The sequence below is a fragment of the Halomonas sp. Cn5-12 genome, assembly GCF_021532545.1.
Lineage (GTDB): Bacteria > Pseudomonadota > Gammaproteobacteria > Pseudomonadales > Halomonadaceae > Vreelandella > Vreelandella aquamarina.
The window spans coordinates 37957-58667 of record NZ_JAKGAY010000007.1; the positions used below are offsets into that span (position 1 = coordinate 37957).

The window sequence follows — 20711 nt, forward strand, 5'->3', positions numbered from 1 at the left end:
AAACCCTTCTTTCTTCACGATTCTCGCTGGCTTTTTTCCACCCGCGCCAAGCGCTTGGCAATATCGTCGAGCTGCTTGAAGCGCACCGCATTTTTACGCCATTGGGTGTTGCTCATGGCCCCGGTCCCCGAAGAATAAACCCCCGGCTCATGAATTGAGTTGGTCACTAGGCTCATGCCGGTGACCTGAACGCCATCACAAATGGTGAGATGACCAGATAGGCCCACACCACCGCCCAACATGCAGTGCTTGCCCACTTTGGTGGAGCCTGCAATCCCTACACAGCCTGCTAACGCACTGTGGTCCCCAATGGTAACGTTGTGGGCAATCTGCACTTGGCTGTCGATTTTGACATCGTTGCCAATGACGGTGTCACCTAACGCGCCTCGGTCAATACTGGAGCAGCTGCCCACTTCAACATCATCACCTAGCACCACGCCGCCAAGCTGAGCAATTTTGTGCCAACCCGCACCATCATGGGCAAACCCAAAGCCATCACCACCAATCACACAGCCACTGTGCAAAATCACTCGCTTGCCCACGACCACACCGTGGCAAACGGTGACATTGGCATGCAGCCGCGTGTCGTCACCGATGACACAGTCAGCGCCAATCACGCTACCCGCGCCAACCACTACACGGTCGCCCAGGACAACGCCTGACTCAATCACCGCATTGGCTTGGACGCAAACCTCGGCCCCAAGCGTCACGCCCTCTGCGACTACTGCAGAGGGATGAATACCCGACACATCCCGCGCTGGCAGCGGATCAAATAGCTGGGAGAGCTTGGCGTAGCCCAAGTAGGGGTTATCCATCTCTAGGCGCGGCACAGGGCAGTTCTTGCCGTGCTCCGGGTGCAGCAGTACCGCTGCCGCTTTGGTGGTAGCGAGATCTTTTAAGTACGCACGGTTGGCTAAAAATGCGACTTGGTCTGGCGCTGCTTCCTTGAGCGTTGCCAAACCACGAATTGACTGGTCGGCGTCGCCCTCGAAATCAACGTCCAAGTGACGTGCGATATCGGCTAGGGTGAGGTGTTGAGAAGCGTGCGTCATGGGAGCCCAGGAAAGCAGCGGTGCGGCCAACGAGCGCCGCACCCACGGTCATGAATTAGTTCAGCGAATCAAAAATCTGCGTGACCTCGTTGGTCACGTTGGGAAGGTCCGTCGAAGAGTGCAGCACTCCCTGCGGCTCTACCAGCACGTCGATGTTGTGGCGCTCCAGCACCTGCTCGACGGCACGCTCGAGCTTCGACTCGGCGCTTTCGAGGAACTGCTGCTCGGAGGTTTGCTGCGCCTGCATCACTTCACGACGAAGCTGCTCGAAACGGCTGCCCTTCTGCTGCAGCTCGGCAATCAGCGCATCGCGCTCGGATTGCGACATGGTCTCGCCCTGCTGCTGCAAGCGAGTTTGCAGCTGCTGCAGCTCGTTACCCAGCGACTGAGCTTCACGCTGCTGGCCACCAATCTGGCTTTCCAACTGGCTCAGCGAGGATTGTGCCGACTGAGTGTTCATCAGCGCTGCGCGCCAATCCAGTACAGCGACTTCAGCCGCGTAGGCGGGTAGCGTCATGGCCCCGAACAGGCACACAGCGGCGGTCAGTTTACGCATTATCATGACACTCCTTGAATTAGAACGTTTGGCCAAGCGAGAACTGGAAGAACTGCGTATCATCGCCACTTTCATCGTTTAACGGCTCTGCAATGCTGAAGGTCAAGGGACCCACGGGCGTCAGCCAGGAGAGACCAATACCCACACTGTAGCGTAAATCGCCCAGATCAACGCCAGAACTGCACTGCTGGCGGCCAGCATCCTCTTCCAGCACGTCATAGCAGGAGCTCAGGAAGGTATTACCCGCATCCAGGAACAGCGAAGGCTGTACCGAGCGCTGGTTCTCGACGAACGGCATCGGGAAGAGGACTTCGGCACTGCCTTGAACCAGCACGTTCCCCCCAAGGGTACGATCCCGGCCGCCCTCACGGGCGGGGGTAGTGCGCTGCCCCAGAGTATTGGACGTGAAACCACGCACCGAACCCAGGCCCCCTGCATAGAAGTTCTCATAGAAGGGGTAAGGATCGTTGCTGGCCAGGGTATCGGCATAGCCCAGGTTACCGCTGAACTTCAACGCCCAGGTCTGATCGTCGTTGATCGGGAAGAGCTGTTGGGCACGGGCCTGAACCTTGTAGTACTCCGCATCGCTGCCCGGCACACCGGTTTCCAGCGAGAGACGCTGATAGTTACCCGCCGTCGGCATGATACCGCGGTTCAGGTTATTGCGGGTCCAGCTGGCGGTCAGCTTCAGGCTCTGGGCATTGTCACCTTCGTCTTCTACGTAACGGCGAATTTCAGAGGCCGTATCGAAGTAGGTCTTGACGGTGGTGTCTTCGATGCTCGCCCCGAAGTTGAGCCGCGACAGCTCACTGATGGGGTAACCGAAGTTGATGCCCGCGCCGTAGGCGTCGGTGGAGAACGTAGAGATATCGGAGTCGGCGTAGTCCGTCTCGCGATAGAAAACGTTATAACCTCGGGAGATGCCGTCCAGGGTCCAGTAGGGGTCGGTAAAGGCAAAGTTCACGCTGGTGAAGGTGTCGCTGCGCTGCGCGCCGACGTTGACTCGGTTACCGGTGCCCAGGAAGTTGTTCTGGGCCAGGCCAACGCCGTAGATCACCCCGGCACTTTCCGAGAAACCGACACTGGCCGAGATGGAGCCGGAAGGCTGCTCTTCCACGTTGTAGGTGACATCCAGCAGGTCGGGCTGCCCCGGTACGGGCTGAGTGTCGACTTCCACCTGGCTGAAGAAGCCAAGCCGCTCCAGGCGCTGACGCGACTGGGTAATAGACTCGGTGGAGGCGGGCGCGCCCTCTAGCTGAATCATTTCCCGACGCAGTACTTCATCCTGTGTCGTGGTATTGCCGTAGAACTCGATGCGGCGAACATAGGCCCGCTGGCCGGGATTAACGGCAATGACCAAATCGACGGTTTCACCGTCATCGGCCATTTCAGGGACACCCTGTACATCGGCAAAGGCAAAGCCCTCGGCGCCTAAACGCTGGCGCAATGCTTCTGTGGAGGCGTTCACCTCTCCGCGAGAGAAAATATCACCACTGCTGATTTCCAGCAGATTACGAGCTTCGTTCTCGCTGATTTGAAGGTCGCCAGCGAAACGAATATCGCCCACGCGATACTGGTTGCCTTCATCAATATTCAGGGTGATAAAGATTTCTGACTTTTCAGGGCCGATAGAGACTTGCGTAGAAGTAACATCAAAGTTGACGTAGCCACGGTCAAGATAGAACGAGCGTAGGCGTTCGATATCACCAGAGAGCGCTTCTCGGGAGTACTCATCTTTCGAGAACCAGCCGAAGATACGGCCAGGGCGGTCGTTTAGCTCGAACACTTCACGCAGGGTTTCATCGTCGAAATCCTGGTTACCGACGATATTGATCTGGCGGATCTTGGCGACTTCACCTTCATTGATATCGATGTTGACCTGGACCCGGCCCTCATCAATCTCTTCCACCTCAACATTAATGCCAGCGCTGTAGCGACCCTGAGCCTGATACACGCCCTCAAGCTCGCGCTCAATCTCGTCAAGGGTAGAGAGTTGCAGTACCTGACCTTCCGACAGGCCCGACTCACGCAGGCCGTTGCGCAGGTCTTCGTCCGAAATCTGGTCGTTGCCTTCGATGTTCAAGCGCGCGATGGTTGGCCGCTCGACCACTTGGATCACCAGCACGTCGCCCTCCCGGGCCAGCGAGACATCTTCAAACAGTCCAGTAGCGAACAGATCGCGGGCGGCAGCGGCTAGCTGCTGCTCGTCCACGCGGTCATTAGCGCTGACGGGGAACGCATTAAAGACCGAGGCGACGGAAACCCGCTGCAGTCCTTCCACACGAATGTCTGAAACGTCAAAGGATTGTGCTTGGGCGCCGCTGGCGCCTACCAGCAAGAGTGCCGCCATTCCAAGGGTCTTGATTTTCATGCAGTCAGTTCGCTCGCGTTGGTCTGCCCGTCGGTTAAGACAGGCACCATATACATTTGTGCAGGCAGATGACAAGGCATCCTGCGCGCTACACGCGTTATTACCACAGGCGCATCAAATCAAAATAGAGCGCCATCAGCATCAGGGTGCCAACCATGGCAAGTCCGATGCGCAGCCCCATCGCTTGTGTCTGCTCAGATACCGGCCGCCCACGTACGACCTCGACAAAATAGTAAAGCAAATGACCGCCGTCGAGCACGGGAATGGGCAGCAAATTCAGCACACCTAAACTAATCGAAAGATACGCTAAAAAACCAACGAAGGCTTCTACCCCAGCACGCGCAGAGTCTCCGGAAATTTGCGCAATCGTGATCGGCCCCGATAGGTTAGAGGGCGAAATTAACCCCACTAACATTTTGCGAATGGCGTCGACCGTCAGCAGCACCATTTCACCAGTACGCGATAGCGCTTGGCCTACGGCCTCCATCGGCCCGTAACGAATTTCACGCTGCAGCGACTCAGGCCAGCTAAACGGCGCTGCACCGGCACCAATGTACCCAACCTCGGCACCACTCTCCAGCGTATTACGTCTTGGCGTGAGCGAAAGCGTTCCTGCTTCGCCATTACGCTGATAACCAACGCTCAGTGTCTCGCCTGCGCTATCGCGGATCACCGCGACAAACTGCATCCAGTCATTAATGGGCTCACCGTTAAGGGCGACGATGCGATCCCCTGCTTGAAGCCCGGCTTCAGCGGCGGCTTGCCCATCCACTACTTGGCCAAGCACGGCGGGCACATCGGGTCGCCAGGGCGAGAAGCCAAGGCTCTGCAGCGGCTGTGGCGGATCCTGGCGAACCATGTAGTTGTTAAGCGGCAGTTGATAGCTGCGGGTGGCACTAGCGCCTTCCGGCACTGCCTCAATAGTTAAATCACCGCTGAAGCCAATCATGGAGACCAGCTTTAAATTAATCTCTTCCCAGGAGCGCATTGCATCGCCCTGAATCGCAGTAATTTCACTCCCCTGCTCCAACCCCGCCTCTGCGGCTGGGGAGTTAGGCGTAATATCGCCAACTATTGGCGCTACGGTGGTTGTACCCGCCACAAACAGCGCCCAGTAGGCCACAATAGCCAGCAGGAAATTGGCGATGGGGCCCGCGGCCACAATAGCAATACGTTGCCAAACGGTTTTACGATTAAACGCTTGGTCTAGCTGCTCTTCCGGTACCGGCGCTTCACGCTCGTCGAGCATTTTGACGTAGCCGCCCAATGGAATGGCCGCCACCGCAAACTCGGTGCCATGGCGATCAATTATTGACCACAGCGGCTTGCCAAACCCTACGGAGAAGCGCAACACCTTGACGCCGCAGCGGCGTGCAACCCAAAAGTGACCAAACTCGTGAAAGGTCACCAGCAGCCCCAGCACCACGATGACGGCTAAGATATTCTGTATCAGGCCCACTTTTTGCTCCTTTGCACGACACGCTGCTCAACAATAGCTGAGGCTAAGCGGTTAACTGGCGTATGGTGTGCGCGGCTTGCTCTCGAGCCCAGCAGTCCGCAGCAAGCACGCGTTCAAGTGAATCCGCCTGACCGGGATACGGCAGGGCCATCACCTTCGCGACAACATCCGGAATCGCACCAAACGCGATGTTCCCCGCTAAAAATGCCTCAACAGCAACTTCATTAGCAGCGTTAAGCACCGCCGGAGCGGCTCCACCTGCCTGCATCGCCTCTCGGGCTAGTCGTAGGCAGGGAAAGCGTGTTTCATCCGGGGCTTCAAAATCGAGCCGCGCAACTTGGAACAGATCTAGCGTTTCCACGCCGGCATCAATGCGCTCTGGCCAAGCAAGCCCATAGGCAATCGGTGTGCGCATATCGGGATTACCCAACTGAGCAATCACGGAGCCGTCGTTATAGGCTGCCATAGAGTGGATAACGCTTTGCGGGTGAACAACGACCTGAATCTGCTCGGGTGTGGCATCAAACAGCCAGCACGCTTCGATTAATTCGAGTCCTTTATTCATCAGCGTGGCGCTATCTACGGAGATTTTACGCCCCATGGACCAGTTAGGATGAGCGCAGGCCTGCTCTGGTGTTACGTTAGCAATATCGGCAGCCGACCAGCCGCGAAACGGCCCGCCCGATGCGGTTAGAAGCAGCTGACGCACGCCGTGTTTGGCTAATCCGCCGCGATGCTCGCTGGGTAGACACTGGTAGATGGCATTATGTTCAGAATCGATCGGCAACAGGATGGCACCAGAGCGCTCGACCGCCTCCATGAACAGCGCGCCACTCATGACCAGCGCCTCTTTATTGGCCAGCAGCACGCGTTTGCCTGCCTCTGCCGCCGCCAGCGCTGGCAGAAGGCCTGCGGCCCCCACGATGGCGGCCATGACGGTATCGACCTCTGGCACACTGGCGACATCGCATAGCGCCTCGGGGCCAGAGAGCACCTTGGTATCGATGCCCGTTGGTGCGAGTGCCTGCTGAAGCCACTCGGCATCGTTCGCATCATCCAGCACCGCAAACCGGGGCCGATGTTCCCGACACTGCGCCAGCAGGGCTTCTTTTGAGGTATGGGCCGTCAGCGCATAAACGCGATAACGGTCAGGGTGTCGGGCGATCACATCCAGAGTACTGGTGCCTATCGAGCCCGTGGCCCCGAGCACCGTCACTTGCTGAACAGGCACGGTACTCATAGCGCACTCACCTGGGCCTGTAGTACCAGCAGGTAGAACAAGGCAAAGATCGGTATGGCGGCGGTCAGGCTATCGATACGGTCCAGCACGCCCCCATGGCCGGGCAGCAGCTGGCTGGAATCCTTGATGTCACGGTAACGCTTGAGCATGCTTTCCAGCAGGTCACCCAGCACCGAGATCAGCGTGACAACAGCCGTGATCAACAGCAGTGCGATGCCTCCAGCAACCCCCAGGGGCTGCCAAAGGGCAAACAGTAGGGCTAGCAGCATCGTGGCAGCAAGCCCCCCATACACGCCCTCCCAGGACTTGCCTGGACTAACCCGCGGGGCTAATTTGCGCTTACCCCAGCGGCGACCAGCAAAGTAGGCGCCAATGTCTGCCGTCCATACCAGCAGCATCACAAACAGAAGCCACACCGCCCCGCTATCACGCAGCACGTTAAAACCTACCCAGCACGGCAGCAGTACCCAAACGCCCATGAGTAGACGGCGTGAAGTGGCTTGCCACTGCTGACTGCTTTCCGGGTAGTGCGTCACCCAGTAGAGGTTCAGCAACCAGCCAGCTGCGGCCAGCCACAACGGCCAAACTGCAAAGGCAGCGCCGCTCAGCCACAGCAGGGCCATGAGCACCGCCATACCGGCCACCAGCGCCAGGCGCGTGCGCGAGACGATAACCCCCGCCAAGTTGGTCCACTCCCAGGTACCTAACAGCACGATCAGCGCTGTAAACAGCGCAAAGGCACCTCCCTGTAATCCAAACAGACCAATTAGCGTGACAGGAGCTAACCAGGCTGCGGTGATCATCCGCTGTTTAAGCACCTTGCGCCTCTATTTGTTCGTCGGTCATGCCAAAACGGCGACGTCGTAAGCAGAAATCATCGAGCGCTTTGTCGAAGGCCGCCCCATCAAAATCTGGCCATAACAAGGGCGAAAAGTGCAGCTCGGCATAGGCCAGCTGCCATAACATAAAGTTCGAGAGCCGCTGCTCGCCGCTGGTACGGATGCACAGATCCACCGGCGGTACTTGATCGGTGTTCATGGCCGCATCCAAGCGCGCTTCGTCGATGGCCTCGGGCGCCAGCTCTCCGGTAGCCACCTGCTCGGCGAGCTGGCGCGCGGCGCGGGCGATGTCCCACTGGCCGCCGTAGTTCGCGGCAATCACCAGATGCATGCCCGTGTTCTCGGCGGTCAGCGCTTCGGCGCGCTGAATATGCTTTTGAATCGCGGGGGAAAAGCCACGCTGTTCGCCAATAATCGACAGACGGATATTGCGCTCATTAAGTTTTTTGACTTCGCGTTTAAGCGCCATCAAAAACAGCTCCATCAGTGCATTCACCTCAGCGGCAGGACGTTTCCAGTTCTCACTGGAGAAGGCGAACAGGCTTAGCGTTTGAACGCCTCGCTCAGTTGCACGCTCAATCACCGCTCTTACGGCTTCGACACCGGCGCGGTGGCCGCGCACTCCCGACAGCCCCCGTGCCCGCGCCCAGCGGTTGTTACCATCCATAATGATAGCAACATGAGACGGCAGCGCTTCCTCGGATAGAGAAAGCGTCGTGCCACCCGGCTGCTCTTGGGGAAGCTGCGGAGACATCATGGGTTCTCGCACCAAAGATCAGTCATAAGTAAGCCAAGCGATGGCCCACGGACGGCCAAGCCGCCCGTGGCAAAGTGAACGCAGGCAGTGATGTTCACAACAATCACTAAACCTGCATGAGATCCTGTTCTTTTGCGGCAAGTGCCTTATCGATCTCAGCGATATATTTATCGGTCAGCTTCTGGATTTCGTCTTCGCCCTGGCGCTGATCGTCCTCGGTAATCTCTTTATCCTTAAGCAAGGATTTGAAATCACCGTTAGCATCACGACGAACGTTACGCACAGCCACGCGCGCGCTTTCTGCCTCGCTACGTGCCTGCTTAATGTAACCCTTGCGTGTCTCTTCAGTCAGCATCGGCATCGGTACACGAATCACGTTGCCTGCGCTTGAGGGGTTGAGGCCCAAGTCAGAGGTCATGATCGCTTTTTCGATTTTAGCCACCATGGACTGCTCCCAAGGAGCCACCGCCAGGGTACGGGCGTCTTCAACGTTGACCGAAGCCACTTGGTTCAGCGGCACTTGGCCACCGTAATACTCAACGGTCACGGCATCCAGGATGCTGGGGTGAGCGCGACCCGTGCGGATCTTGTTGAAGTTGCTGTGCAGCGCCTCAACGCTCTTCTTCATGCGAGACTCTGCATCTTTCTTGATGTCGTTGATCACGTTGTTACCCTCTGTCTATCAGCGTGCCTTCCTTGCCCCCAACCACGAGGTTGAGCAGGGCACCAGGCTTGTTCATATCAAATACCCGCACCGGCATATCATGGTCACGTACCAGGCAGATTGCGGTCAAATCCATTACGCCCAGTTTCTGATCCAGAGCGTCGTCATAGGAGAGCTGGTCGTATTTTACGGCGTCGGGGTGCTTCACCGGGTCCTTATTGTACACGCCGTCCACCTTGGTGGCCTTGATGACAACGTCTACATCCACTTCAATGCCGCGCAAACAAGCAGCAGAGTCGGTGGTAAAGAAAGGGTTACCGGTGCCAGCAGAGAACAGCACCACGTCGCCAGACGTTAAATAACGGATGGCAGTGCGGCGGTCATAGTGCTCCACCACACCGCTCATGGGAATCGCTGACATCACCCGCGAGCGAATATTAGAGCGCTCCAGAGCATCACGCATGGCGAGGGCATTCATCACCGTTGCCAGCATTCCCATGTGGTCACCCGTGACCCGATCCATGCCGGCTTCGTTCAACGCCGCACCACGGAACAGGTTACCACCACCAATCACAATACCGACCTGTACGCCAATACCGACCAGCTGGCCGATCTCAAGCGCCATACGATCCAGCACTTTTGGATCAATACCAAAATCGTGCTCACCCATCAGCGCTTCGCCCGATAGCTTCAGCAAAATACGCTTGTATTTTGACTTTGACTTATCGATTTTGGGGGCAGCAGTGGGGGTAGACTCTTGAACATCACGTGACATGACATCTCTCCTGAGGCAGACCTGGGCACAGGTGGGCGAGGCGGCACCTGTATTTCACAGGGGCCGGATACACGAAGGCGTGCGCTCGCGCGCACGCCATCTTCTTACTGGAACCTCTGACCTTAGCGACGGCCAGCCTGTTCCATGACTTCTTTAGCGAAGTCGACTTCTTCTTTCTCGATGCCTTCGCCCACTTCAAAGCGAGTGAAGCTAACCACTTCACCACCAGCTGCTTTGACGAATTCAGCAACGGACTGGTTCGGGTCTTTAACAAACGGCTGCTCGGTCAGGCTGTTCTCGGCCAGGTACTTCTTCAGGCGGCCTTGAACCATCTTCTCAGCGATTTGCTCGGGCTTACCGGCCATGTCCGGCTGGGCCAGGATGATCGCTTTCTCTTTGTCCAGCTGCTCTTGCGGCATCTCTTCAGGATGCGCAACCGCCGGGTTGATCGCCGCTACGTGCATCGCAACATCTTTGGCTGCTTCGCTGGTGCCGCCTTTCAGAACGGTCAGAACGCCAATACGGCCACCGTGAACGTATTCGCCCACCAGACCACCTTCAACGGCATTCACGACAACGGCACGACGCACGCCGATGTTTTCGCCGATTTTCTGAACCAGCTGCTCACGAGCGGACTCAAGGTCACCCGCCATCACCGCTGCAACGTCTTCGTTTTTCGCCGCAAAGAACGCATCAGCAATCTTGTTGGCGAAGTCGATGAAGTTGTCGTCACGGGCAACGAAATCGGTTTCAGAGTTGATTTCGACCATTACGCCGTAGCTGCCATCTTCTGCTACACGAGTAACAACCGTACCTTCTGCAGCGGTACGACCCGCTTTTTTCGCGGCTTTAAGACCAGAGCTTTTACGCAGGTTTTCGATCGCGACTTCGATGTCACCGTCGGCTTCGGTGAGTGCTTTTTTACACTCCATCATGCCAAGACCGGTACGTTCGCGCAGTTCCTTAACCTGAGAGGCGCTGATAGCTGCCATGAGATTTCACCTCGGAAATGGTTCTAACTGAGAGTTAAACGCGCTACAGAGTATAAGCACGGTAGATGACCATTGCGTATCACTGTGCAGAGCGCTTGCCGGCATTCATCCGGCATAATCGGCCCGCCTGAGCGAACTCAAAGCGGGAAAAAGGGGGCATAAGGCCCCCTCTTAACACGATGCGGCTCAACCTGCCCGCCGCACCACTGCAGCCTTACTCGGCAGCAGCGCTTGTGTCGGCGGAAGCGGCTTCTTCAGTCACTTCGACGAACTCGTCCGGACGACCTTCTTTCGCGCGACCACACGCGTCGGCAATCGCCTTCACGTAGATCTGGATAGCGCGGATGGAGTCATCGTTACCCGGGATCACGTAATCAACGCCATCTGGGTTAGAGTTGGTATCTACCACGCCAATAACCGGGATACCCAGCTTGTTGGCTTCGTTAATCGCGATGCGCTCGTGGTCAACGTCGATCACGAACAGTGCGTCCGGCAGGCCGCCCATGTTCTTGATACCACCGATAGAACGCTCAAGCTTCTCTTGCTCACGCGTGGCCATCAAGACTTCTTTCTTGGTCAGCTTCTCGAAGGTGCCGTCTTCGCGCATCACTTCCAGATCACGCAGTCGTTTGATGGACTGACGAATGGTCTTGAAGTTGGTCAGCATGCCGCCCAACCAGCGATGGTTGACGAACGGCTGGCCAACGCGATTCGCTTCTTCTTTGATGATCTTGCTAGCGCTGCGCTTGGTGCCAACAAACAGAATTTTGTTGTTGGATGCCGCCATCTTCTCGACCACGTCGATCGCTTCGTTCAGCGCCGGCAGGGTGTGCTCGAGGTTGATGATGTGAATCTTGTTGCGCGCGCCGAAGATGTATTTGCCCATCTTCGGATTCCAGTACTTGGTTTGGTGACCGAAGTGAGCACCTGCTTTCAGCAGGTCACGCATATTAACGTGAGACATGGTAAAACTCCTGAAACTCGGGTTAGGCCTCCACGCACCCCATGGATCCGACCAGTAGCGTCGTTAAACGTCGCTAAAGGCACCCGGGACCATGTGCCGGTGCATGTGTGTTTTCAAGGCTTGCTGTTGTGCAACCCAGCGGTGCTGCGTTGCGATCTCGTTGCCCTTTCGCGTAGCGCCAGCCAGTATAGAAGCATTGGATGGCGATTGCAGGAAAGCGCGCGGCTTTATACCATAGATCCTTACCAAGATGAAGTCACCGCCCATAAAACGGCGTTACTTCGCCGCTTCCATTTGCCGTTTATCACTTGCATTCCAATACTTACTGTCACCCACTTACTTAAATCCCACATCGAGAATTCATGAACGTTCCTATTAAGACGCCTTCTGAAATCGAGAAAATGCGCGAAGCCGGTCGCCAGGCGGCCAGCGTTATCGAAATGATCACTCCCCACGTTAAAGCGGGCATTAGCACTGGCGAGATCGACCGTCTGTGCCACGAGTACATTGTTAACGAGCTGGGCTCGACACCGGCACCGCTGAACTACCACGGCTTTCCCAAAGCAACCTGTACCTCCATCAACCACGTGGTGTGCCACGGCATCCCCGATGACGCCAAAAAGCTCAAAAACGGCGACATCATGAACCTGGACATCACCGTGCGCACACCGGATGGCTACCACGGCGACTCCAGCGTGATGTTCGTGGTGGGCAATACCATTCAGGGCGAACGGCTGTGCCGCATCACCCAAGAGTGCCTGTATAAAAGCATTGCGCTGGTGAAACCCGGCGTGCGTCTTTCTGAGCTTGCCCGTGTGATTCAGCAGCACGCCGAAGCCCATGGTTACTCGGTGGTACGTGATTTCTGCGGCCACGGCATTGGCGCGGACTTCCACGAAGACCCGCAGTTCCTGCACTACGACGGCTATGCACCGGATGCCGACATCCGCCTAGAAGCGGGCATGTGCTTCACCATCGAGCCGATGATTAACGTGGGCGGCTACAAAACCAAAGTGCTGCGCGACGGCTGGACCGCCGTCACCAAAGACCGCAGCCTGTCGGCCCAGTGGGAACATACTCTACTGGTCACCGACACCGGCGTTGACGTGCTCACTGCGCGCAGCGACGAAGACTTTAGCTTTCTGAACGCCTGATGCTTCTTCACCACTACCGGTTTGAGCCGGACACGTCGCTTTTCGATCTAGACCTGTTTCGCACCGAGCTTGCCGGGTCGCGCTCTCCTATCGCCCCGTTTAAAGCCGCGCTGCGGGAAATCCAAGCACGCCTGGATGAACGCTTTCGCGCCGGTAGCGATATTCGCGACTTGGTACGCGGCAGGGCTTGGTATCTTGACCAGCTCCTCGCCATTGCCTGGGCGCAGCATGCTTGGCCCGACGACGGCGTTGCGCTGGTGGCCGTGGGCGGCTACGGGCGTGGTGAACTGCATCCCCATTCGGATATTGACCTGCTCTTGCTGCTTGAGCACGACGACGACACCCCCTACCGGGAGCCGCTGAGCGCTTTTATCACCTTCCTCTGGGATATCGGCCTGGAGATTGGCCACAGCGTTCGCTCGCTCAACGACTGCGAGCGGGAAGCCGAAGCAGACGTCACAGTGATTACCAACCTGCTGGAGTCGCGCCTCATTGCCGGGCCGGAAAGTCTGCGTGAGAAGATGCGCGAGCGCCTGAGCACCCCGAACCTGTGGCCCGCCGACCGCTTTTTTGAAGCCAAGTGGCAAGAGCAAATTGCTCGCCACTACCGCTACAACAACTCCGAGTACCACCTGGAGCCCAACTTAAAAAGCTCCCCCGGTGGCCTGCGGGACATCCAGATGATTGGCTGGGTGGCTAAGCGCCATTTCGGCACCGAGCAGTACGCCGACATCGTCGCCAACGGCTTTATGAATGACGCGGAGCTGCGCATACTCAGCCAGGGTCAGGCGTTTCTTTGGCAGGTGCGCTACGCCCTGCATATGCTCACAGGCCGAGCCGAAGACCGCCTGCTGTTTGATCACCAGCGCACCATTGCCGAGATGTTTGGCTTTAGGGATACCCCCGAGCGGCTCGCGGTCGAGCAGTTCATGAAACGCTACTACCGCCACGTGACGGCTCTCGCCGGACTCAACGATATGCTGCTACAGCACTTCGACGAAGTGATTTTACGCGGCAAGGAGTCGTTGGAAACCGTTAAGCTGAACGAACGCTTTGAAACCAAGGGCGGCTACATCCAGGTGCGCACCCGCAACCTGTTCCGCGAGCGCCCGGCGGCCATGCTAGAACTCTTCCTGCTGATGGCCAAGCATCCGGAAATCGAAGGGGTACGCGCCGATACTATTCGGCTGATTCGTGACCACCGCCACCAAATTGACGACCACTACCGGGAAGACCCACGCCACCAGCGGCTGTTTATGGCCATTATGCGCGCGCCGGGCAACGTGCCTCGCCAGCTCCGGCGCATGAACCGTTACGGCATTCTGGGCAAGTACCTGCCGGAGTTTGGCCGCGCGGTGGGGCTGATGCAGCACGATCTGTTCCATATCTATACGGTGGACGCCCACACCCTGCGCCTGCTGAAATTTCTGCACGGCTTCCGCAAGCCCGAGGCAAAAGACGACTTCCCGGTGGCCGCCAACCTGATCCATCAGCTGCCCAAGCTGGACCTGCTGTGGATCGCTGGCCTGTTCCACGACATCGGCAAAGGGCGCGGCGGAGACCACTCTGAAATCGGCGCCCGTGACGTCGAACAATTCTGCCATCGCCACCATATTTCCCAGCACGACACCAACCTGGTCAGCTGGTTGGTGGAGCATCACCTGCTGATGTCGATGACCGCCCAAAAGCGCGACATCAGCGACCCGGATGTAATCCGCGACTTCGCACTGATCGTGCGCGACGAGACCCGCCTGGACTACCTCTATGTGCTCACCGTTGCCGATATCAACGCCACCAACCCCACGCTGTGGAACGGCTGGCGGGCATCGCTTTTGCGCCAGCTCCACGCGGAAACTAAACGTGCTCTGCGCCGTGGGCTGAAAAATCCACCGGATCGAGACGACTGGGTGCGCGAAACCCGTACTGAGGCGCGCTCGCTGCTGCAAACAGTCGGCGTCGATAGTGGCCAAATAGACCAGCTCTGGGAGTCGCTGGGGGAAGACTACTTCCTGCAGTACGCCCCCAGCGAGATCGTTTGGCAGACCCAGGGCATTCTGGCCCATCAGCCCTCCCCCCTGCCGCTGGTGCTGATCAGTGCCCCCACCGCCGACATGGCCGAAGGCGGCACCAAGGTATTCATCCACACCCGCTCCGTGGATGATCTGTTTGCCGCCACGGCCGCCGCCATGGAGCAGTTGGGGCTGTCCATCCACGATGCGCGGATCGCCACGTCTCATAACGACTGGACGCTGAATACCTTCATCGTGCTGGATAGCCATAGCCAGCCGATTCGCGACGCGGAGCGCATCGAAGAGATGCGCAGCCACCTGGTAGAAGAGCTGGATGACCCGGATGACTATCCAGAAATCGTCACTCGACACACGCCGCGCCAGCTCAAGCACTTCAAAGTGCCTACCGAAGTGGTGATCGAGCAGGACCCGGCCAATGAACGCACCCTACTGGAACTGACCGCCCCCGACCGCCCCGGTCTGCTGGCTCGGGTAGGGCGCATTTTCATGGAGCAAGATATCTCGCTCTCAGCCGCTAAAATTGCCACGCTAGGCGAACGGGTTGAAGACGTTTTCTTCATCACCACCAAAGCAGGCGAGCCGCTCACCGACCCCGAACGTCAGCAGCAGCTCCGCGAACGACTGATTGAGGTATTGGGGGTTTAAAGCTCGCGCTGTCTATGAATGCCGGGGGCTGGTTGAAGCGAGGGTCTTTCGCCATGGCCGGAATATGTTCCATACCATTCCGGCATTTCCGCCATCCATGGCGGTCAGATGGCGAAAGTAGCGCCCATGGATGGGTTCACAGCGCCCTCGCAGCAACCTGCTCTCGGCACCACTAAGCGCAATTGGCTGTTTTGCTAGTTCGGTTAGGTTTGAGCCTGCCCCAGGGCTTGCCTATAATCGGCGGTTCGATAAATGGTTTTGCCCACAGTTCCCGCCCTTACGCTCTCAACGGACGCGCCATGAACCCTGATCTCAACGCCCTACACCCCTATCCGTTTGAAAAGCTGGCCGCCCTCAAAGCGAGCCTAACGCCCCCGGCGGGACTGGCGCATATTCCGCTGACGATTGGCGAACCCCAGCACGCCCCCTACCAAGGCGCGCTGGAGGCACTCATCGCCCACCAGTTAGAGATGGCCCGCTACCCGGCCACCAACGGCCTTCCCGCCCTACGCGACGCGATTGCGACCTGGGCCACCCAGCGCTTCCAGCTGGCGGGGTTGGATGCCGAGCGCCAAGTACTGCCGGTGAACGGCACTCGCGAAGCCATCTTCGCCTTCGTGCAGGCGGCGCTGGACCGCACCCGCCCCGCAAAAGTGGCCGTACCCAACCCCTTCTACCAGATTTACGAAGGCGCCACGCTGCTGGCAGGCGGCGAGCCGCTCTACCTGGACTGCACCGCCGAGAACGGCTTCCGCCCCGATTTTGCAGCGGTCAGCGCCGACACTTGGCGCGACGTGCAGATCGTGTTTATCTGCTCGCCGGGCAACCCGACCGGCGCCGTCACGCCGCTGGCCGAGTTCAAACAGCTGATTGCTCTGGCCGATGAGCACGACTTCATCATCGCCTCCGACGAGTGTTACTCCGAACTCTACCTGGATGAAAACACACCGCCGCCTGGGCTTTTGCAGGCCTGCGCCGAGCTTGGCCGCGATGACTACCGCCGCTGCGTGGTCTTCCACTCGCTCTCCAAGCGCTCCAACCTACCAGGGCTGCGCTCGGGTTTCGTGGCAGGTGATGCCGACCTACTCGCCCCGTTCAAGCGCTACCGCACCTATCACGGCTGCGCCATGTCGCTGCCACTACAGCACGCCTCCATTGCCGCTTGGCAAGACGAAGTCCACGTGCGCGCCAACCGAGACGCCTACCGCGAAAAATTCAGCGCGGTGACGGATGTGCTTGCCCCGGTGATGGATTTTCCCACTCCGGAAGCGAGCTTCTACCTCTGGCCTGCGGTGCCGGGTGGCGACGATATCGCCTTTACCCAGCGGCTATTCAGCGAACAGCACGTGAGCGTACTGCCCGGCAGCTTGATGGGTCGCCCAGGGCAAAACGGCCTTAACCCCGGCGCGGGTCGGCTACGCTTAGCGTTAGTGGCGGAGCTTGAGCCGACCTTAGAAGCGGCCAAGCGCCTTCGCCAACTGGTCGAGCGCGACTAACGCGCCGCGCCGCTTAAGACGACGAAAGGAGGCTCTATGCTAACGCTCTACATGATTCATAACTGCGACACCTGCCGCAAAGCGCGCAAAGCGCTGGACGACAAAGCGCTGATGTATAAAACCCACGACCTGCGTAAAGATGGCTTGTCGGCGGCGCTGCTCGAACACATCCTGAACCGTGTTCCGCTGGTCGAGGTAATCAACAAGCGCAGCAAAACCTGGCGAGATCTTTCTGACGAAGAGAAGGATTACGATGCCAACTCGGCACGTCAGCTGCTGCTCCAGCACCCGACGCTGCTCAAGCGGCCGCTGCTGGAACTCGACGACGGCACCATCCTGATCGGCTACCGTGACGGCGACTATGACACGCTAAGCGGCTAACCCGGACTCGACTTCTCTCACTCACTTTCTCTCACTAACCTCTAAGGAATACGCGTTATGCTGAGCTTCGCGCTTGGAATCGGCACCCAAAACACCCAGGGCGACTGGCTGGAAATCTACTACCCGGCCCCGCTGCTCAATCCGGACGCGAGCCTGGTCGCCGCCGCCAAGGAAGCGCTGGATGCACCAGCAGGCAATGCTCCAGTGAGCTTCCTGCCGGAAGATTGCACCCGCCTGGCCAAAGCACTGGAAGCGGCAGGCCACTCCGAGCAGGCCGCTCTGGCCGAGTCGCTGGCCACTAGCCAGCGCCCGCTGGTGGCGATGTTCCTGGAGAGCGACCAGCCGCCGCAAACCGCACCTGAGGTGTACCTGAAGCTGCACCTGCTGTCGCATCGCTTAGTGAAGCCTCACGGCCTGGACCTGACCGGTATGTTCGGCCTGCTGCGCAACATCGCCTGGACCAACGAAGGCGCAATCGATATCGAAGAGCTGCCCGCGCGCCGTCTGAAGGCGCGCTTAGCGGGCCGTACGCTGTCCGTCGACTGCGTGGACAAATTCCCCAAAATGACCGATTACGTGGTGCCCACCGGCATCCGCATCGGCGACACCGCTCGTGTGCGCTTGGGCGCTTACCTGGGTGAAGGCACCACGGTCATGCATGAAGGGTTTGTTAACTTCAACGCAGGCACCGAAGGCCCCGGCATGATCGAAGGGCGCATTTCCGCAGGCGTTATGGTCGGCAAAGGCTCTGATCTGGGCGGCGGCTGCTCCACCATGGGCACGCTCTCCGGTGGTGGCAACATCATCATCAAGGTGGGTGAAGGCTGCCTGATCGGCGCCAACGCCGGTATCGGCATTCCGCTGGGCGACCGCTGCACCGTGGAAGCAGGCCTCTACATCACCGCAGGCGCCAAAGTGACGCTGCTGGATGACCAGGGCCAGGAAGTGAACACCGTGGCTGCCCGTGAGCTGGCAGGCCAAGACGACCTGCTGCTGCGCCGCAACTCACAAAATGGCCGCATCGAGTGCCTGACCAATAAAAGCGCCATTGCGCTGAACGAGGCGCTGCATGCCCATAACTGAGCCTGCCTCACTGTCGCCTACGCTCACGCTCGCCTTTGAGCTGCTTCACCGGGCGTCGGTGACCCCCGACGATGAAGGCTGCCAGGACCTGATGATCGAGCGCTTAACGGCGCTCGGTTTCCATATCGAGCAGCTACCGTTTGGCGATGTGAAGAATTTTTGGGCGGTTCGTGGTCACCACGGCCCGGTGCTGGCGTTTGCGGGGCACACCGACGTGGTGCCCAGCGGGCCACACACTAACTGGGAATTTCCGCCTTTCGAGCCCTGCATCGACGACCAAGGCATGCTCTGCGGGCGCGGCGCGGCTGATATGAAGGGCAGCCTTGCCGCCATGCTCACCGCGGTGGAACGCTTTGTAGCGCGCTACCCTGATCATGATGGCCGCATTGCGTTTTTGATTACCTCCGATGAGGAAGGCCCGGCCATCGACGGCACCCGTGCGGTGGTAGAACATCTTCGCGAGCGCAATGACCGCCTGGATTACTGCATCGTTGGCGAGCCCTCCTCTACTGCTCGCCTAGGCGATGTGATCAAAAACGGTCGTCGTGGCTCTTTGGGCGGTGTGCTGCATATTAAGGGCATTCAAGGCCATGTGGCCTACCCTCACTTAGCGCGCAACCCGATCCACCAAGCGATGCCCGCCCTGGATGCGCTCGTCAACGAGCACTGGGATGCTGGCAACGACTTCTTCCCTGCAACCAGCTTTCAGATATCTAATCTGCGTGCCGGTACAGGGGCCACCAATGTGATTCCTGGCGAGGTAGAGGTGGTGTTCAACTTCCGCTACTCCACGGAAGTCACCCATGACGAGCTGCGCTCACGCACCGAGGCAATTCTGGATCAGCACGGTCTTGAGTATCACATCGACTGGACGCTGAATGGCGAACCGTTCCTGACGTCCGAAGGTGAGCTAGTGGAGGCGGCGATTCGTGGCGTGGAAGCCGTGACTGGCGAACGCCCAGCGCTTTCTACCAGCGGCGGCACCTCGGATGGCCGTTTTATTGCCACTCTGGGCGCGCAGGTGGTAGAGCTTGGCCCGCTGAACGACACCATTCACAAGGTGAACGAGCGCGTGCGCGCTAGCGATTTGGATGCGCTGAGCCGCATCTACGAAGCAACCCTTCAAGCGCTGCTGACCACCGATGAGGTATGCGTATGATGGAAAGGTTCCCTGATATCGAAGTGTATCTAGCTCAGCTCACGCTGGATGACATTAACGCCTGGCTACATACGACGCTTAACGCGGCACCGCTCAGTCCAGCCGGTAAAGGGAAGTGGAAAACCCGCGGGCAGCACCAAGGCGAGACAGTGCCGGTGCTGCTCGTCGACAAGGCTGCCGATGGCTTTGCCAGCCTCTGGTTCGACAGTAGCCATACCCCATGGCACACCGACCAGGAGTGCGCCCAGCACGCCGCTGAAGCGCTGCAGGTGGAAGTACGCTGTTCGCTGGGGGGCTGGCACCCTGGCGACGACCCAGACCGCTTTTGGCAGGTGCTGCCCGGCGGCCAGGAAAAAGCCATCGAATGGCCGGACTCAGGCCGTTAAATGCAAAAACCCCCGTAAGCGCGGGGGTTTTCTCTTTCAGCACTAATTTATCACTACAGCGCCTGGGCGCTTACTCAATAATGCTGACGTCATCGGCCTGCAGGCCGCGATCATTTTTAATCACGTGATAGCGAACAATCTGGCCTTCGGCCAGCATACGCGGGCCACGACCACGAATGGCACGGAAGTGAACAAACACATCTTCTCCGTTATCGCGAGTAATAAAGCCGTAGCCTTTGTTGGTGTTAAACCACTTTACTTCCCCCTCTTCACGGCCATCGTTGGGGTCGATGATATCTTCCTCTTCATCATCTTCCACCGCAGGAGCAGGTGCTTGGGGCTGGCGCGGCGCAGGCTTAGCCCGAGCCACATCTGCCTTCACAACCATTGGTGGCGCCAGGGCAGCCGCCGCTAACGTGCCGAGAAACAACATAATAAAGCAGCCAAAGGCTACCGCGGCATATACGCTAAAAGCAGCTTCGGCTAACCACTGCTCAGCCAGAGGTGCATTGGTTAAATGAACAATCCCTGCCAGAAGAAGCGGCGCGGGGGCGGCGAGTAAGACACTGATAAAGAAACAGCGAAAAACAACTTTTGGGTTCATAGATGATAAAAGCTCTCTTGTTGTATGGGTAACAGACGAAGGACAATACTCGAACTACCAGGCCCATTCCTAACAGTACCGAGCATACTACACAAGGTGACGAT

General features: G+C 58.4%; 19 protein-coding genes. 7 read left to right on the top strand and 12 right to left on the bottom strand.

All coding sequences use genetic code 11. The features are described from left to right. Window positions 1-14 precede the first annotated feature (14 nt). The 11 genes from lpxD to rpsB form a co-directional block, all read right to left on the bottom strand. A complete protein-coding gene (gene lpxD, locus L1249_RS05970) occupies window positions 15-1052 on the bottom strand; it encodes a UDP-3-O-(3-hydroxymyristoyl)glucosamine N-acyltransferase (protein ID WP_054640801.1) in 1038 nt (345 codons plus the stop codon). A gap of 55 nt (window positions 1053-1107) precedes the next feature. Next, window positions 1108-1608: an OmpH family outer membrane protein gene (locus L1249_RS05975; protein ID WP_039175240.1), complete on the bottom strand. Its 501-nt coding sequence runs from the start codon at window positions 1606-1608 to the stop codon at window positions 1108-1110. Between the two features lie 19 nt (window positions 1609-1627). Next, window positions 1628-3979 (bottom strand): outer membrane protein assembly factor BamA, encoded by a 2352-nt coding sequence (bamA, locus tag L1249_RS05980; RefSeq protein WP_390816194.1) that lies wholly within the window; start codon window positions 3977-3979, stop codon window positions 1628-1630. A 100-nt stretch (window positions 3980-4079) separates the two neighbouring features. Next, window positions 4080-5438 carry an RIP metalloprotease RseP gene (gene rseP, locus L1249_RS05985; protein WP_172415872.1) on the bottom strand — a complete coding sequence of 453 codons (1359 nt, stop codon included), beginning with the start codon at window positions 5436-5438 and terminating at the stop codon, window positions 4080-4082. Window positions 5439-5481: 43 nt separating this feature from the next. Next, window positions 5482-6678, bottom strand: a complete 1197-nt coding sequence (gene ispC / locus L1249_RS05990; RefSeq protein ID WP_137092962.1) for a 1-deoxy-D-xylulose-5-phosphate reductoisomerase — start codon at window positions 6676-6678, stop codon at window positions 5482-5484. Next, window positions 6675-7496, bottom strand: coding sequence for a phosphatidate cytidylyltransferase (locus L1249_RS05995; RefSeq protein WP_137092960.1), 822 nt, complete (start codon window positions 7494-7496; stop codon window positions 6675-6677). The genes ispC and L1249_RS05995 overlap by 4 nt, the downstream gene beginning before the upstream one ends. After that, a complete protein-coding gene (gene uppS, locus L1249_RS06000; protein WP_062359996.1) occupies window positions 7489-8274 on the bottom strand; it encodes a polyprenyl diphosphate synthase in 786 nt (261 codons plus the stop codon). The genes L1249_RS05995 and uppS overlap by 8 nt, the downstream gene beginning before the upstream one ends. 106 nt (window positions 8275-8380) lie before the next feature. Further along, window positions 8381-8938, bottom strand: a complete 558-nt coding sequence (gene frr, locus L1249_RS06005) for a ribosome recycling factor (RefSeq protein ID WP_062359997.1) — start codon at window positions 8936-8938, stop codon at window positions 8381-8383. Window positions 8939-8942: 4 nt separating this feature from the next. After that, entirely contained in the window at window positions 8943-9713 is a 771-nt protein-coding gene (gene pyrH / locus L1249_RS06010; RefSeq protein ID WP_044629721.1) for a UMP kinase, read from the bottom strand. A gap of 122 nt (window positions 9714-9835) precedes the next feature. Continuing rightward, window positions 9836-10705, bottom strand: coding sequence for a translation elongation factor Ts (gene tsf, locus L1249_RS06015; RefSeq protein ID WP_137092958.1), 870 nt, complete (start codon window positions 10703-10705; stop codon window positions 9836-9838). Between the two features lie 214 nt (window positions 10706-10919). Next, on the bottom strand, window positions 10920-11669 hold the full coding sequence (gene rpsB, locus L1249_RS06020; RefSeq protein WP_044629723.1) for a 30S ribosomal protein S2: 750 nt from the start codon (window positions 11667-11669) through the stop codon (window positions 10920-10922). A gap of 362 nt (window positions 11670-12031) precedes the next feature. Here rpsB and map point away from each other — a divergent pair, with 362 nt between their 5' ends. From map to L1249_RS06055, 7 genes are all read left to right on the top strand, one after another. Continuing rightward, window positions 12032-12823 (top strand): type I methionyl aminopeptidase, encoded by a 792-nt coding sequence (map, locus tag L1249_RS06025; RefSeq protein WP_044629725.1) that lies wholly within the window; start codon window positions 12032-12034, stop codon window positions 12821-12823. Continuing rightward, window positions 12823-15498 carry a [protein-PII] uridylyltransferase gene (locus L1249_RS06030; RefSeq protein WP_137092956.1) on the top strand — a complete coding sequence of 892 codons (2676 nt, stop codon included), beginning with the start codon at window positions 12823-12825 and terminating at the stop codon, window positions 15496-15498. Before map ends, L1249_RS06030 begins: the two co-directional genes overlap by 1 nt. Before the next feature lie 299 nt (window positions 15499-15797). After that, window positions 15798-16994 carry a succinyldiaminopimelate transaminase gene (gene dapC, locus L1249_RS06035; protein ID WP_137092954.1) on the top strand — a complete coding sequence of 399 codons (1197 nt, stop codon included), beginning with the start codon at window positions 15798-15800 and terminating at the stop codon, window positions 16992-16994. Between the two features lie 36 nt (window positions 16995-17030). After that, complete coding sequence (locus L1249_RS06040; protein ID WP_213262811.1) at window positions 17031-17375, top strand: Spx/MgsR family RNA polymerase-binding regulatory protein; 345 nt, start codon at window positions 17031-17033, stop codon at window positions 17373-17375. A gap of 57 nt (window positions 17376-17432) precedes the next feature. Further along, window positions 17433-18458, top strand: a complete 1026-nt coding sequence (dapD, locus tag L1249_RS06045; RefSeq protein WP_228168620.1) for a 2,3,4,5-tetrahydropyridine-2,6-dicarboxylate N-succinyltransferase — start codon at window positions 17433-17435, stop codon at window positions 18456-18458. Beyond that, window positions 18445-19617: a succinyl-diaminopimelate desuccinylase gene (gene dapE, locus L1249_RS06050; protein WP_228168619.1), complete on the top strand. Its 1173-nt coding sequence runs from the start codon at window positions 18445-18447 to the stop codon at window positions 19615-19617. The genes dapD and dapE overlap by 14 nt, the downstream gene beginning before the upstream one ends. Beyond that, on the top strand, window positions 19614-20003 hold the full coding sequence (locus L1249_RS06055) for a hypothetical protein (protein ID WP_228168618.1): 390 nt from the start codon (window positions 19614-19616) through the stop codon (window positions 20001-20003). The genes dapE and L1249_RS06055 overlap by 4 nt, the downstream gene beginning before the upstream one ends. Before the next feature lie 70 nt (window positions 20004-20073). Here L1249_RS06055 and L1249_RS17450 read toward each other — a convergent pair whose 3' ends face one another. After that, complete coding sequence (locus L1249_RS17450) at window positions 20074-20607, bottom strand: cold-shock protein (protein ID WP_266100269.1); 534 nt, start codon at window positions 20605-20607, stop codon at window positions 20074-20076. Window positions 20608-20711: the final 104 nt, after the last annotated feature.